This is a genomic window from Paenibacillus phoenicis, from assembly GCF_034718895.1.
Classification (GTDB): Bacteria; Bacillota; Bacilli; order Paenibacillales; family Paenibacillaceae; genus Fontibacillus; species Fontibacillus phoenicis.
Genome location: NZ_JAYERP010000001.1, coordinates 1802673 through 1816269, shown reverse-complemented (window position 1 = coordinate 1816269; position 13597 = coordinate 1802673). Strand labels below are relative to the sequence as shown.

Annotated in this window: 15 protein-coding genes; 11 read left to right on the top strand and 4 right to left on the bottom strand. The window is 53.8% G+C overall.

The features are described from left to right. The first annotated feature begins 10 nt into the window (after window positions 1-10). Window positions 11-937 (top strand): hypothetical protein, encoded by a 927-nt coding sequence (locus U9M73_RS08620; protein ID WP_323076851.1) that lies wholly within the window; start codon window positions 11-13, stop codon window positions 935-937. Between the two features lie 109 nt (window positions 938-1046). Beyond that, window positions 1047-1559 (top strand): Crp/Fnr family transcriptional regulator, encoded by a 513-nt coding sequence (locus tag U9M73_RS08615; RefSeq protein WP_009225289.1) that lies wholly within the window; start codon window positions 1047-1049, stop codon window positions 1557-1559. A gap of 70 nt (window positions 1560-1629) precedes the next feature. Here U9M73_RS08615 and hmpA read toward each other — a convergent pair whose 3' ends face one another. Beyond that, the gene (hmpA, locus tag U9M73_RS08610; RefSeq protein ID WP_323076850.1) at window positions 1630-2835 is read right to left on the bottom strand and encodes an NO-inducible flavohemoprotein; all 1206 of its coding nucleotides are present in this window, start codon (window positions 2833-2835) and stop codon (window positions 1630-1632) included. Between the two features lie 444 nt (window positions 2836-3279). Between hmpA and U9M73_RS08605 the strand changes: the two genes are divergently transcribed. Then, complete coding sequence (locus tag U9M73_RS08605; RefSeq protein WP_323076849.1) at window positions 3280-3945, top strand: YitT family protein; 666 nt, start codon at window positions 3280-3282, stop codon at window positions 3943-3945. Between the two features lie 29 nt (window positions 3946-3974). Here U9M73_RS08605 and U9M73_RS08600 read toward each other — a convergent pair whose 3' ends face one another. Beyond that, window positions 3975-4463 (bottom strand): DinB family protein, encoded by a 489-nt coding sequence (locus tag U9M73_RS08600; RefSeq protein WP_323076848.1) that lies wholly within the window; start codon window positions 4461-4463, stop codon window positions 3975-3977. A 131-nt stretch (window positions 4464-4594) separates the two neighbouring features. Between U9M73_RS08600 and U9M73_RS08595 the strand changes: the two genes are divergently transcribed. Then, window positions 4595-5161 carry a CGNR zinc finger domain-containing protein gene (locus U9M73_RS08595; RefSeq protein ID WP_323076847.1) on the top strand — a complete coding sequence of 189 codons (567 nt, stop codon included), beginning with the start codon at window positions 4595-4597 and terminating at the stop codon, window positions 5159-5161. A 65-nt stretch (window positions 5162-5226) separates the two neighbouring features. Here U9M73_RS08595 and msrB read toward each other — a convergent pair whose 3' ends face one another. Next, the gene (gene msrB / locus U9M73_RS08590) at window positions 5227-6216 is read right to left on the bottom strand and encodes a peptide-methionine (R)-S-oxide reductase MsrB (RefSeq protein ID WP_260070915.1); all 990 of its coding nucleotides are present in this window, start codon (window positions 6214-6216) and stop codon (window positions 5227-5229) included. Between the two features lie 454 nt (window positions 6217-6670). Here msrB and U9M73_RS08585 point away from each other — a divergent pair, with 454 nt between their 5' ends. After that, complete coding sequence (locus U9M73_RS08585) at window positions 6671-7372, top strand: TerC family protein (RefSeq protein WP_028538289.1); 702 nt, start codon at window positions 6671-6673, stop codon at window positions 7370-7372. A gap of 87 nt (window positions 7373-7459) precedes the next feature. Here the strand turns inward: U9M73_RS08585 and U9M73_RS08580 are convergent, their stop codons facing one another. Next, on the bottom strand, window positions 7460-8281 hold the full coding sequence (locus tag U9M73_RS08580; protein ID WP_009225296.1) for an AraC family transcriptional regulator: 822 nt from the start codon (window positions 8279-8281) through the stop codon (window positions 7460-7462). Window positions 8282-8430: 149 nt separating this feature from the next. Here U9M73_RS08580 and U9M73_RS08575 point away from each other — a divergent pair, with 149 nt between their 5' ends. The 6 genes from U9M73_RS08575 (at window position 8431) to U9M73_RS08550 (ending at window position 13474) form a co-directional block, all read left to right on the top strand. Then, window positions 8431-9489 carry a Gfo/Idh/MocA family protein gene (locus U9M73_RS08575; RefSeq protein ID WP_260070917.1) on the top strand — a complete coding sequence of 353 codons (1059 nt, stop codon included), beginning with the start codon at window positions 8431-8433 and terminating at the stop codon, window positions 9487-9489. Between the two features lie 34 nt (window positions 9490-9523). After that, window positions 9524-10294 carry a sugar phosphate isomerase/epimerase family protein gene (locus tag U9M73_RS08570; protein ID WP_009225298.1) on the top strand — a complete coding sequence of 257 codons (771 nt, stop codon included), beginning with the start codon at window positions 9524-9526 and terminating at the stop codon, window positions 10292-10294. Then, window positions 10287-11369, top strand: a complete 1083-nt coding sequence (locus tag U9M73_RS08565) for a Gfo/Idh/MocA family protein (protein WP_323076845.1) — start codon at window positions 10287-10289, stop codon at window positions 11367-11369. The genes U9M73_RS08570 and U9M73_RS08565 overlap by 8 nt, the downstream gene beginning before the upstream one ends. A 19-nt stretch (window positions 11370-11388) precedes the next feature. Then, on the top strand, window positions 11389-12357 hold the full coding sequence (locus U9M73_RS08560; RefSeq protein WP_323076844.1) for a sugar phosphate isomerase/epimerase family protein: 969 nt from the start codon (window positions 11389-11391) through the stop codon (window positions 12355-12357). Window positions 12358-12526: 169 nt separating this feature from the next. Then, complete coding sequence (locus tag U9M73_RS08555; protein WP_323076842.1) at window positions 12527-12844, top strand: winged helix-turn-helix transcriptional regulator; 318 nt, start codon at window positions 12527-12529, stop codon at window positions 12842-12844. A gap of 63 nt (window positions 12845-12907) precedes the next feature. Next, entirely contained in the window at window positions 12908-13474 is a 567-nt protein-coding gene (locus tag U9M73_RS08550; RefSeq protein ID WP_323076841.1) for an FAD-dependent oxidoreductase, read from the top strand. The last annotated feature ends 123 nt before the right edge of the window (window positions 13475-13597 follow it).

Sequence of the window (13597 nt, the reverse complement as noted above, 5' to 3'; positions counted from 1 at the left end):
ACGAGGATTGATGCTCAAAAAACCGATCTTCGTCCGCCTTCGGGCGTTGTCGGGAAGCAAGCGGCCGGCCCTGCTTGCGCTTGGCGGGATGCTGTTGATGGCTTTGCTTATGTTATTGGCCTTTATCCGGCCATCGGGTTCACATGCGAAGGCGACCTGGATTTGGGAGACGAAGGTTATCGAACAGCAACCGGGTGAGCTGCTGAACTTTGTCCGCGGGCAGGGTGTGGACACGATCTTCTTGCAAATTGGCAGCGGGGTGGAGCAGGACAGTTACCGCAGCTTCATCCGTGCTGCCGCCCAAGCAGGCATCCAGGTGCATGCCTTAAGCGGTCATCCGGAGTGGGCGCTGCGGGAGCACCGGGATGAAGCCGAGGCGTTTCTGAAATGGGTGATCGACTTCAACCGGGAAGGGAAGCCGGAGGAGCGGTTTGCCGGCGTCCAACTGGACGTTGAGCCCTACCTGCTGGACCGATGGCAGAAGGATCAAGAAGCCGTGGTAGAGCAGTGGATGGAGGGCGTCCGCGTCTGGACCGAAGAGGCGAGATATAACGATCTTGCGATCGGTGCGGCCGTTCCGTTCTGGCTGGATCGGATCGACCACCCGAGCGGGGCCTTGCAGCTGCCGCTGGGCGATTGGATGGTAGATCAGTTCGATTATTTGGCAATTATGGCCTACCGGGATGCCGCAGGTCGCATCTATGAAATCTCGCAGCGTACGCTGAATGAAGCGGATCGGCAAAAGAAACGGGTCTGGGTGGGCGTCGAGCTGGGCGAGAGCCGGGAAGGGCCCGGCGTTTCCTTCCATGATCAGCCGCTTGCTTCGCTAGACCGGGAGATGAAAAGGTTGGAGGAGCTGGGAAAAAGGCACGGCTCGTTTGCCGGGATTGCCGTTCACAGCTACGAGGCTTGGCATCGTAAACTCCGCGGGCCGTAATACGGAAGATATAGACGGGGCAGCCTTTGTTTTGATCTTGGTTAGGACAGTCTTCTCTGTTTTTGCTATAATAAAGTTAATTGGCAGTTGTGGAAATGGAGAGATTGGCATGATCCTGCATAAAGGCGAAATCTTGTTCCGTCAAGGGGACGATGGTTCTTTTCTATACCATATTAAGAGCGGGCTGTTTAAGGTAACGCGTCTGCACCCGAACGGGAACATGGTTTTGTTTAATATTTTGTACCCGGGGGAAACGGTACCGCATCATTCCTTGATTACCCCGAAAGAGGTGCACGGGACGGCGATCGCTCTCATGCGCAGCGAGGTTGAAGCGATCCCTGCGCAGGTATGGTATCGCGAGCTTCAGGAGGATCCGAAGAAGCCGCTGGAGGTCGCGCAGCTGCTGCAGGAGAAGGTTCGGTTCATGCAGGAGAGGCTTGACCATTTGACGATTGGGACGCCGGCCGAACGGCTGGAGCTGCTGACGAAATGGCTGGGACAGCATGCTCATGGCGTACCTTTGACCGATTATTTGACTCAAGAAGAGATCGGACAGCTGATCGGCGTACGGCGAGAGACGGTGAACCGGTTGCTGCGCAGCCATGGTCACGAACGGTCATAAGAAACGGCTTTACGAACAAAAGCGCGGATAACCGGGATTGCTCCGGTTATCCGCGCTTTTGGTAAGCCGCTTATTCGTCCAGGGTGCCAGCCGGTCCAAAAAATTCAAAGTGAATCCGCTCTTCCGGCACGCCCCATTCCTTCAAGGCGCGGCGAACCGCCTTCATGAAGGGAACCGGGCCGCAGAAGTAAAAGTCGCTGTCAGCTGTCGTAATCGTCTTCAGCCAAGGCAGATCGATATAGCCGGTTTTGTCGCAGCCTTCGCCGGCTTCTGACGTTTCATATACGGTGTAGGCACGCAGATTGTCGTTGATCCGTGCGAGCTCGGCAATATGCTCCTTCATCGCATGGTGCTTCGCGTTGCGAGCGGCGTGGACATAGACGATATCGCGTTTGTTTTCGCCTTGCAGCGCTGCTTCCAACATGCTGACCATCGGCGTAAGACCAACGCCGCCGCTGAGCAACACGAGCGGCAGGTTCGACGATGGATTCAATGTGAAATCGCCGGCCGGCGCGCTAAGTTCGAGCACATCGCCTTCTTCGATCTGGGTATGCAGATAGGTCGAGACAATGCCCGCTGGGCGGTCCTCCGCAGCATCTTCCCGCTTCACTGAAATCCGATAATACGGCTTGCCCGGTGCCGTGGACAGGCTGTAATGGCGCAGATGGGTAAACTCCTGGCCTTCCGGTTTTACACGGACGGTAATGTATTGCCCCGGCTCATAGGCGGCAATCGCTTGGCCGTCCTCCGGCTTCAGATAAAAGGAGGTGATCACGTCGCTCTCCTTAATCTTCCGGTCAACGATGAAGCGGCGGAATCCGCGCCAACCGCCTTCTTTCTGCTCGACTTCGCGGTACATCTCCGCTTCTACGCTGATAAATACGTCCGCAATGACGCCATACGCCTTGGCCCAAGCATCGAGGATTTCTTCGGTGGCGGCGTCACCCAGCACCGTCTTGATGGCGGCGAGCAGGTTCTCGCCGACAATCGGGTATTGATCCGGCTGGATTCCTAGCGCGCGGTGCTTCTGGGCAATGCCGCGAACGACAGGAAGAATCTCTTCCAGGCGGTCGATGTGCGCCGCGGCGGCATACACCGCATTGGCCAGCGCGGTAGGCTGTTTGCCTTGACGTTGGTTGGCATGGTTAAACACGTTCAGCAGCTCGGGATGATTTTTGAACATGGTCTGATAGAAGGTTTTCGTAATCGTTTGTCCATGAACTTCGAGAACCGGCACAGTGGATTTAATGACTTCGATCGTTTTTGAATCAAGCATCGGTGAACCCTCTTTCCTTGATTTTTCGTTCCACCTCAGTATAGGAAGCCTTGAATCGTAAAAAGGTGACTTTCGTCACATCGAAAATTGCCAAAGTGTGAACTGCTACTAAAATGCAATGACATCTATCACATTGTTCGCAGAAAATAAAATAGCTTGTCGTCTGTCCCGTGGAGTCATGATTCGTTTTGTGGTATAATATGAATAGAAGAAATTCTAACAGAAAGGATCAGGATACCATGTGTCCCCGAAGGACGAAATCCCAAAGGACGATTTGGAAACGTTTTGATCTCTCTTATACTTAGCTCCTTTCGTAGCTAGTCGGTATTTCGGCGACAAACCTACGAAAGAAGCGTGAAATCATGCGAAGGATGAACTCCTCATGGACTCACTCCGTAGGGTGTTGCCGGATGGTCAACCAAACTACGATAAGAGGGATTCCAAATGAGGACAAAAGCAAGATGGCAAACGTACGGTACTCGGTTATTAATGATGTTAGCAGGGTCTAGTTTATTGGCGTTTACGTATTACCACATCAATTTTCAGAACGGACTGTCGGAAGGCGGATTTGTTGGCCTGGCGTTGCTTGGCAAATACTTGTTTAACCTGCCTCCGGCCTTAACCATGATCGCACTCGATTTGCCGATCGTGGTGCTTGCTTGGTGGCTGAAGGGCCATCGGTTCGTGATGAATACGGTGGTGGCATCACTGACGTTTTCGCTGGTTTATGAGCTGTGCGAGCAATTCTCGCCGCTGACGATGAACCTGCACGGCAATCTGCCGTTGGCCGCATTATTGTCGGGTCTTCTCACCGGTTTCGGGGCGGGACTTGTACTGCGGGCCGGCGGAGCGAGCGGCGGGGACGATATCTTGTCCATGCTGCTAAGCCAGTGGTCCGGCATTAAGATCGGTACGATGTTTATTATCATGGATGCGGTCGTGCTGACGGTCTCATTGTTATATTTACCATTCAAAGAAACGATGTTTACCATATTGGCAGTGCTGATCGCCGGCAAAGTGATCACCTGGACCGTCCATTACGGTCAGGGACAACTGTCGCCGATGCGGCTGCCTTACCACCCAATCAAAGAGAAAACGGCTCGAGCTTAAGGCTCGGGCCGTTTTTTTTTCAAGATTTATTAGGATCTCCAGGATCCCTGCTGCCGGCGGATCAGCACGATTTGTCCGGCGTGGTAGGCATCATGCAGCAACCAGCGGGAGAGCTCGCGTCCGAACGATTCGCCCGTATTGGCGTATGGTGCCCCTAGGGCTTCATCGGTTAAAGAAGCGATCGCCTCGCGCAATTCCTGTTGGATTCGTTTCGTTTCGGCCAGAACGTCGGCCCATGCCGCTTCATCCGAGGTCCCGCCGGTTCCGGCGAAGGTGTCTTCGTTTTTTTCTAAGGCCGGGCCCGGATTGATTCCTCTTAAGCGGCTGAGGATCCGCCCGTTATAATAATTGATGTGATTGACGGTTTGCCAGATCGTATTGCCGCCTCCCGGCGGAGCCCAAGCGGCTTGCTCGGCGGTCAAACCTTCCAATGCCGTCGACAACGGCACGATCCATTCCTCTACATCCCAAGTATTGTCCTTTTGCACGACGAGTAAATCCACGGGGTTAACGCTCATTTCATTTCCTCCTTCATCATTGTAACTGGCTAATTACGATTTAAAGGGTTACAATGGTATAGTAGCAGAAGAAATGAGAAATGTAACCATTTATTTATGAATTAGGTCGTTACAATTTTGGAGGCTTCGAAGTGGAGACATTGTGGAGCGATTTTTTGAATAGCAAGTGTCATGATTGGCAGGGGAGCGGCCGCAGTGAAGATCGGCTGGAGAAGCCGGCCTGGCAGGAGCGGTTTCTTCACGACTGGCAATTGACAGCTCCCGTACCGATGCCGACGGAAGAGGTTTTGGCCATGCGTCATTTTCGGGAGCGCCTGCATGCCTTGACGGTCAAATTGGCGGAAGGCGGCCATATGGAAGAAGCGGATTGGCAGCTGCTCAATGAGCATTTGGCGCAGGATCAAGTCACTCGCCGGTTGACCGGAGAACCGGGAGACATCCGGCTGAAATATTTTCCGGTGACGGAGGACTGGCGTCATGTGCGGGCAGAAATCGCCGCCAGCTTCGGCGAAACGCTGCTTAACGGGGAAACGTCAAGGATTCGCATGTGCGATAACCCCGATTGCCGCTGGTTTTTTTACGATGACACGCGCAACCGGACGAAGAAATACTGCGAAGACAAGACGTGCGGCAACCTGATGAAGGTACGGCGGTTTCGCGCCCGGAAGAAGACTGGAATCGATCAAAGCGAGCAATAGCGATTCTTCTATAAATAACAAGAAACAGGCGGCCGAGAGGGGCTGCCTGTTTCTTGTTGGGGTATTTACTTTTGCGATTTTGGCGCGTCTTCAAACAGATACAGATATTCGCCGTACCCTTCCTTCTCCAGATCGGCCTTCGGCACGAAGCGGAGCGCTGCGGAATTGATGCAATAGCGGAGTCCCGTTGGTTCTGGGCCGTCCTCGAAGACGTGGCCCAGATGGGAATCACCCAGCCGGCTGCGCACTTCAGTGCGAATCATAAAATGGCTGGTATCGGTTCTCTCCTTGATGTGGTAGCTCCGGATCGGGCGGGTAAAGCTCGGCCAACCGCAGCCGGCATCGTATTTGTCACGGGAGCTGAACAACGGCTCGCCGGAAACGACATCGACGTAAATGCCTTCTTCCTCATGGTCCCAATACTCTCCGGTAAAAGGACGCTCGGTCGCATTATTTTGCGTGACCTCATATTGGATCGGCGTCAGCTTGCGCTTCAGCTCTTCCCGATCGGCAGGGCCGGACCAGTGGCGCTCCAGGAAATCCTCGCGGCCGGAGCCTTTGCGATACAGCCGGTAGTGTCCCGGATTCTTCTTATGGTATTGCTGATGATACTCCTCGGCAGGATAGAATGGGGCTGCCGGCAGAATCGGGGTGACAATCGGTTTATCGAAGCGGCCGCTTTGCGCAAGCTCTTGCTTGGAAGCTTCCGCTTCCAGACGCTGCTGCTCATCATGATAAAATATCGCGGTCCGGTACGAATCGCCGCGGTCATGGAATTGGCCGCCTTCGTCCGTTGGATCAATTTGCTGCCAATACAACTCCAGCAGCTTGCGGTAAGGAAAGATGTCCGGGTCGTACGTAATTTGCACGGCTTCGTAATGCCCGGTATTCCCGGCGCAAACCTCCTCGTACGTAGGGTTCACCGTATGACCGCCGGTATATCCAGAAATAATGCCGTGAACGCCGGGCAGTTCCTCGAATGGTGATACCATGCACCAGAAGCAGCCTCCGGCAAACGTGGCTAATTTGAGATTGGAATTTGATGATGGACTCATTTGGGATCCCTCCATTTCATCACTATTATAACTTGTTTTGGCACAAAGCCAAAATGATAGCATAAAAGGCTGGTTCTCTCGTAAAGTGCGTGCTATAATATAACTCAATAAAACATGCATGGTTCCCAAAGGGGAGTAGCTGTTACAATAAAGTCGTCATTACGGGAGTTATACATACCCCGGCTTTATTGGCAACGAAGAGTTGTTAGCGAGACCTTTGCCCGTAGCGAGTATTGGGTAAAGGTCTTTTTTGATGCGTAAATGCGTCGTGCCCAATACGGACACGGCGTATTTTTTTGGAACGGTGGGATCTTCCCGTAGTCCCAGCCATATCGAACGTCCGATTGTACCGTCTCGCAGCCTTTGCAGGCCAGCGGCAATTGACGTGAATGGCGAGGCCGTTATCCAGAAAAAATAGATCCGTTGCATGGAACATTTAGAAAGGGGAGAGAACATGGACTTACTGTCACCGGAATTTTGGATGGCCTTATTATCCATCGTCCTGATCGACCTCGTCTTAGCCGGGGATAACGCGATCGTCATTGGGCTTGCCGCCCGCAATGTGCCGCAACAGGATCAGAAGAAAGTTATCGTATGGGGGACCCTGGGGGCGATTCTGATCCGGGTGATCATGACACTGCTCGTCGTGCAGCTGCTCAACATCCCGGGTTTACGGCTTGCCGGGGGGCTTGCATTAGTCTGGATTGCTTATAAACTGCTGATTGAGGAGAAAAGTCATGAGATCAAGGCCGGAAACCAGATGTGGGCGGCCATCCGCACGATCATCATCGCCGATGCCATGATGGGCCTCGACAACGTGCTTGCGGTAGCTGGCGCGGCGCACGGGGACACCATGCTGGTCATTATCGGTCTGGCCGTATCCGTACCGATTATGGTTTGGGGCAGCACGATGATTTTGAAGCTGACTGAACGCTTTCCGATCGTCATTACGATTGGGGCAGCCGTGCTGGCTTGGACAGCATCCAAGATGATCGTCGAAGAACCGCTGATTCATGACTGGTTCGCCAGCCCTTGGATTAAATACGGCTTCGAGCTGCTCATCATCGCCGCTGTCGTGCTGCTGGGCAAATTCATGAAGAAGCGCAAAGCGCGGCTTCACCAAGCGAAAGCGATGCCGCAGACAAACGGAAGTTAAAGGAAAAACGCATGCAAACAACGCCGCAGGTGGCTGATCATTTGGCCCGTCGCGGCGTTGTTTTTTTGCGATTTTTTGGCTCCGGAGTTAAGTGTTGTTCTCCCGGGCAGATAAACGAAACTGCTTAGGCGACATGCCAAACCGCTTGCGGAACACTTTATGAAAGTAGTTGTAGCTGGGGAAACCGGAGCTTTCCGCAACGTGCTCCAGCGACAGAGGGCTGAAAATAATCCGCTCGCGCGCCATGTTCAGCCGCACCTCCAGCGTGTATTGAATCATGCTGGTGCCAAAGGCCTGCTTGAACAGATGCACCGCCCGCGACACGCTGATGCCGACGTGGGCTGCAGCGTCCTCCAGCTTAAATGGGGAGGAGGCGTTTTCTTCGATATAATTTTTCAGACGGTGGGCAAGATAGGTAGGATAGGTGGGCTGCGGCTGCTCGAGCAAATTCCGTTCGATCTCCAGGCACAGAATCTTCAAGTAGTACTCGGAGATTTCCGGCATCGGGTTGGAGATGCGGCGCTGCTCCAGCATAATCTGCCGGAAGGCCCCAACCATCCCTTCGGACAGGGGAACCTTCAAGCGGTGCGGAAGCGGCCGGCGGTTCCACCAGGACTCGATCCATTCCCCGGACAAAAAAATATGGTAATCTCCGCTGGAAACCACCGGTTCGCCTGTTCCGTTCGTTTCGGCTTCGATTTTCAGCTCGTAAGGGTCCCCGGGGGCAAACAGCAGCAAATCCCCAGGCTCAAGCAACTCCAGCCGCCCGTTTAACCGCGTACGGCATTTGCCTAACGTCTGCAGGCGGATCAGATAATTTTCGTGCCCGTTCGGCTGGGTCGTGTGGAACGGCTTGCGGTGCAACGAATAGCCGGCATGTAAAATTTGCAGGTTTACCTCTTTGTTCATCGGTGTCCTCCACAGGGTTCTCGAAAAAAATGACCAGATTGTTCATGTTTCAATCATATTATTCATTTTACATTGGAGCAATTTGAAATACCATGGTACATGGGTAGCGCATCAAATTGACAAACATCTGCTTGGCAGGAGTGACCAAAATGACAGACATCCAGATTGGCATTATCGGCTGCGGCAACATCAGTCCGGCTTACCTCCGTCATTTGGCGAAGAGCGACAGGCTGAAGGTTGTGGCGCTGGCCGACCAGTTTCCGGAGAAGGCGCGCGAGCGGGCCGAGGAATTCGGAATTGAAAACGTATTCACAGTTGAAGAAATGTTGCGGCATCCTAAGATCGACCTGATTCTGAATCTCACGGTGCCTTCGTCCCATGCGGCGATTAACATTGCGGCTCTGGAGCACGGCAAGCATGTCTACGTGGAGAAGCCGCTGGCCATCCACTTGGAGGATGCCAGTCGAATGCTGGAGCTGGCCGCTGCACGCCATCTTCGCGTCGGCTGTGCCCCCGATACCTTCCTTGGCGCCGGACTGGAAACGGCCCGCAAGGCGATTCAAGACGGGCTGATCGGCCGTCCGGTGGCAGCCAGCGCGTTTATGGTAAGCGGCGGGCCGGAGAGCTGGCATCCGAATCCGGAGTTCTTCTATGCAGAAGGCGGCGGGCCGATGTTCGACATGGGGCCGTACTATCTGACGGCGCTGGTCCAATTACTTGGACCGATTCGCCGGATCAGCGGTTCGGCGGGAAGCCAGATTCCGGAGCGGACGATCGGGTCCGGTCCCAAAGCGGGCACCCCGATTCCCGTTCATACGCCAACCCATTACAGCGCAACGCTGGATTTTGTGGGAGGGGCGATCGGTACGCTGGTGACCAGCTTTGACGTGCGGGGCGGCAGCATGCTGCCGCGGATTGAGATTTACGGCACCGAAGGTACGCTGGAAGTCCCTGATCCGAACTGGTTTACCGGTGAGGTGAAGCTGCGTCGGGCCGGGGAAGAGACTTGGGAGACGCTGCCGCCGGTGTTTGCCAGCGGAGATAACGAGCGGGGACGCGGTATTGAGGAAATGGTGCAAGCGATACAGGAAGGCCGGGAGCATCGAGCCAGCGGCAAACTGGCTTATCATGTCCTGGAGGCGATGCATGCGGTTGCCCGGTCCTCGAAGGAAGGTCGGCATATCCTGTTGAGCCCTGTAGAGCTCTAATCGGACTTACTATGATGAAGAGGAGAATGAAATCATGACGAAGCTTGGTTTGCAGTTGTATACGGTAAGAGATCATTTGGAACGGGATTTTGAAGGAACTTTGCGCAAAGTGGCAGAGCTTGGCTATCAAGGGGTCGAGTTTGCCGGATTTTACGGGCGCACGGCAGAGCAAGTACAGGAGATTTTGCGGGAGACGGGATTAACGGCGATTGGTGCGCATACCCCATATACCCGGTTGAAGGAAGCGATCGACGAGGAATTGGCGTTTAATAAAGCGATTGGCAGCCGCTATATCATCGTTCCTTATTTGGCAGAGGAAGACCGCAACCGTTGGTCGGAAATCATCGAAGATTTGAAAAAATTCGGTGAAAAGTGCAAAGAGGAAGATTTGGTGCTTTGCTATCATAATCATGATTTTGAGCTGACGTTACAGCACGACGGCAAGCCGGTGCTTGACGCCATCTACGAGCAAGTGCCTGAACACCTGTTGCAGGTTGAGCTTGATTCCTGCTGGGTCGCCTTTGCTGGAGCGAATCCGCTGGATTATATCGCTACATATACGGGGCGGCTTCCGCTGGTGCACTGGAAGGACGTGGTCAAGAAGGCGGACGGTTCGCCGGATACGGTTGAGCTTGGCCGCGGGGAGATTGCCATCACGGAAATCGGCGATGCTGCGATTGCTGCGGGGGTGGAATGGTTAATCGTCGAGCAGGATCATTGCGCCGGAGATTCGCTCACGAGCATTCAGACAAGCATGGAATGGGTACGTGACTATGCGCAAAAAGGAGGTAAACTTCATGTCTAAAACGTTGAAAGTAGCCATTATCGGCTGCGGCGGGATTGCGAACGGAAAACATTTGCCAAGCCTGGCCCAGCAGCCTGAGGTGGAGATGGTCGCATTTTGCGATATTATCGAGGAGCGCGCAGCCAAAGCCGCAGCGCAATACGGCGGGGAGAACGCCAAGGTGTATACCGATTATCGCCAGCTGTTAGAGGAAAGCGATGCTGAAGTTGTGCATGTGTGCACGCCAAACGATTCCCACGCCGAAATTACGATTGCTTCGTTGGAATCCGGTCGCCATGTCATGTGTGAGAAGCCGATGGCTAAGACGGCAGAGCAGGCTCGTCAAATGCTGGATGCAGCGAAGCGTACGGGCAAGAAGCTGACAATCGCCTACCAAAACCGGTTCCGCAGCGACAGCTTGTATTTGAAGGAGATTTGCGAAAAAGGTGAGCTCGGCGACATTTATCTTGGCAAGGCGCTGGCGCTTCGTCGCCGGGCAGTGCCAACATGGGGCGTCTTCCTCGACGAGGAGAAGCAAGGCGGCGGTCCGTTGATCGATATCGGGACCCATGCCCTGGACCTGACCTTGTGGCTGATGAACAACTACGAGCCGAAGAGCGTCACCGGTTCCGTCTTCCATAAACTCGGCAGCCGCGAGAATGCAGCAAATGCGTTTGGGCCTTGGAATCCGGAGGAATTTAAAGTGGAGGACTCTGCATTTGGCTTCATTACGATGAAGAACGGCGCGACGATCATTCTTGAATCGAGCTGGGCGCTGAACATCGTGGATATCGGCGAAGCGAAGACGCTGCTGTGCGGGACGGAAGGCGGCGCGGACATGACCAACGGCCTGCGCATCAACGGCGAGAAAATGAGTCGCCTGTATGAAACGAAGATTGATTTGGGTTCGGGCGGCGTTGCCTTCTTTGAGGGCAAACAGGAAACCGAGGCAACGCGTGAAGCAAGAGCTTGGGTGCAGGCGATTCTCGAGGATAAGGAACCGCTGGTGAAGCCGGAGCAAGCGCTGGTCGTCACGGAAATTTTGGAAGCGATTTACGAGTCGGCGAGAACAGGTAAGACCGTTTATTTTGATTAATCACGGGAGGGAACCGGGAATGAAATTAGGCGTATTTCTCGTATTGTTCGGAGGGCTCCCGTTGGAGCAGGCGTTGGATAAGGCAGCCGCCCAGGGGTTAAAAGCCGTAGAGATCGGGACTGGCGGTTATCCTGGCAACGCGCATTGTAATCCCGATGTACTGCTGGAGAATAAACAAGCGCGGGAGGAGTTCAAGCGGGCGGTGGAATCGCGCGGATTAACGATCAGTGCGCTGAGCTGCCACGGAAATCCTCTGCATCCGCAAAAGGCGGTGGCGCAAGAGTTCCATGACGCCTTCGTCAAGACCGTCCAATTGGCTGAACTGCTGGAGGTGCCGGTTGTTAATACGTTTTCCGGCTGTCCCGGTGATCATGAGGATGCGAAATACCCGAATTGGCCGGTCGCACCGTGGCCGAACGATTACCAGGAAATCCTCGATTGGCAGTGGAACAATAAGGTGATTCCGTACTGGTCGGAAATGGGCCGTTATGCCGCAGAGCATCATGTGAAAATCGGTTTGGAGCTGCACGGCGGTTTCTCCGTGCATACGCCGGCCACGCTGCTTCGCCTGCGCGAAGCGGCCGGGGAAGCTATCGGCGCCAATTTGGACCCGAGCCATATGTGGTGGCAGGGGATTGATCCGGTGCAGGCGATTTCGATCCTTGGCCGGGCTGGTGCGATTCACCATTTCCACGCCAAGGACACGACGATTGATCCGGTGAACGTGAACCGTTACGGACTTACGGATATGCAGCCTTATACCATGATGCAGAACCGGGCTTGGCAGTTCCGTACGGTTGGTTATGGCCATGATTTGAAAACCTGGGCGGACATCATCAGCGCCCTTCGCTTGTACGGCTACGACTATGTCGTCAGCATCGAGCATGAAGACGGCCTGATGTCGATCGACGAAGGGTTTACGAAGGCGGTACGCAACCTTCAGCAGGTGCTGGTGGAGGATTCTGCCGCCGAAATGTGGTGGGTATAAGTTACAACCAACGTAATATACTATATTAGCGGCCGCCGCCTGGGCGGTCGTTTTTTTAAATGATCGGTCATCCCCCTTACTTTCCTTCGATAAATATGCTATTATGATATATACTAACAAATTGTAAGCTTTCAGCCTTTAGGTCGGCGATGATAACGAGGTGAATTTTATGGATGAGCATTCCCAGGCGATGTGTCCGCGGTTTGAATCGGCATTTTCGTTTTTAGGCAAACGTTGGAACGGTCTGATCATCAAAACGCTGATGAGCGGTCCCAAGCGATTCAAGGATATTTCCAATCAGATTCCTTCCATGAGCGATAAAATGTTATCCGAGCGGATGAAGGATCTGGAATGTGAAGGAATCCTGGTTCGCCATGTCTATCCCGAGACGCCGGTTCGGATTGAATATGAATTAACGGAGAAAGGCCGGGCGCTTCGTCCCGTTATGGAACAAGTGCAGTCCTGGGCGGAAGAGTGGATTAAGTAAACAACAAACATGCCGTTACCGGCGAGCGGGCGGCATGGAATATAATAGAAAGTAGGTGTACGTGTGGCTGATGTAATTGTTATTGGAGCAGGACCTGCAGGAGCCAGTGCAGCACTTTTCTTGGCGAAGGCCGGTAAAGAAACGCTCGTTCTGGACAGCAACACCAGCATGACCAAGCGGGCATGGATCGAGAATCATTACGGTGCGAAGGACATTTCCGGACCCGATTTGCTGAAGATCGGCCGGGAGCAAGCGGAGAAATTCGGCGCGAAGTTCATTGAAGAGAAAGTAACTGACATCGATACGAACGGTGGTTCAACGGTTACGGTGAAGACCGAATCCGGCCGCAGTTATGAAGCGTCTCATATCATATTGGCCACCGGCGCGTTAACCGACCTTGCAAGCGCTATCGGCTTGGAGTTGAAGGAAGGCCGCGAACCTCGAATTAAGACGGTGATTGCTACGGATGGCCAAGGCCGTACGAGCATTCCGCGCGTATGGGCAGCGGGAACAGTTGCCGGGGTAAGCGTGCATACGATCATTACCGCCGGCGACGGCGCGAAGGTAGCGATTGAGTTGATCAGCGAAATGAACGGCGAACGCTACGTTGATCACGACGTACTTAAGTAAGACATCTGAACATACAACAGGCCTCCGATGACGGGGGCCTTTTTATTTTTGCCAATATCCATCAGGGAGCCTGAAATTTGAGAACCTGCACTTTGTCCGGTATGCTTAAGAAGAAGGAATACG

Bases quoted from the DNA above. Each gene is read 5' to 3' on its own strand.
- U9M73_RS08620 (WP_323076851.1), top strand. From the start codon at position 11: ATGCTCAAAAAACCGATCTTCGTCCGCCTTCGGGCGTTGTCGGGAAGC.
- U9M73_RS08615 (WP_009225289.1), top strand. From the start codon at position 1,047: ATGATCCTGCATAAAGGCGAAATCTTGTTCCGTCAAGGGGACGATGGT.
- hmpA (WP_323076850.1), bottom strand. From the start codon at position 2,835: ATGCTTGATTCAAAAACGATCGAAGTCATTAAATCCACTGTGCCGGTT.
- U9M73_RS08605 (WP_323076849.1), top strand. From the start codon at position 3,280: ATGAGGACAAAAGCAAGATGGCAAACGTACGGTACTCGGTTATTAATG.
- U9M73_RS08600 (WP_323076848.1), bottom strand. From the start codon at position 4,463: ATGAGCGTTAACCCCGTGGATTTACTCGTCGTGCAAAAGGACAATACT.
- msrB (WP_260070915.1), bottom strand. From the start codon at position 6,216: ATGAGTCCATCATCAAATTCCAATCTCAAATTAGCCACGTTTGCCGGA.
- U9M73_RS08585 (WP_028538289.1), top strand. From the start codon at position 6,671: ATGGACTTACTGTCACCGGAATTTTGGATGGCCTTATTATCCATCGTC.
- U9M73_RS08580 (WP_009225296.1), bottom strand. From the start codon at position 8,281: ATGAACAAAGAGGTAAACCTGCAAATTTTACATGCCGGCTATTCGTTG.
- U9M73_RS08575 (WP_260070917.1), top strand. From the start codon at position 8,431: ATGACAGACATCCAGATTGGCATTATCGGCTGCGGCAACATCAGTCCG.
- U9M73_RS08570 (WP_009225298.1), top strand. From the start codon at position 9,524: ATGACGAAGCTTGGTTTGCAGTTGTATACGGTAAGAGATCATTTGGAA.
- U9M73_RS08565 (WP_323076845.1), top strand. From the start codon at position 10,287: ATGTCTAAAACGTTGAAAGTAGCCATTATCGGCTGCGGCGGGATTGCG.
- U9M73_RS08560 (WP_323076844.1), top strand. From the start codon at position 11,389: ATGAAATTAGGCGTATTTCTCGTATTGTTCGGAGGGCTCCCGTTGGAG.
- U9M73_RS08555 (WP_323076842.1), top strand. From the start codon at position 12,527: ATGGATGAGCATTCCCAGGCGATGTGTCCGCGGTTTGAATCGGCATTT.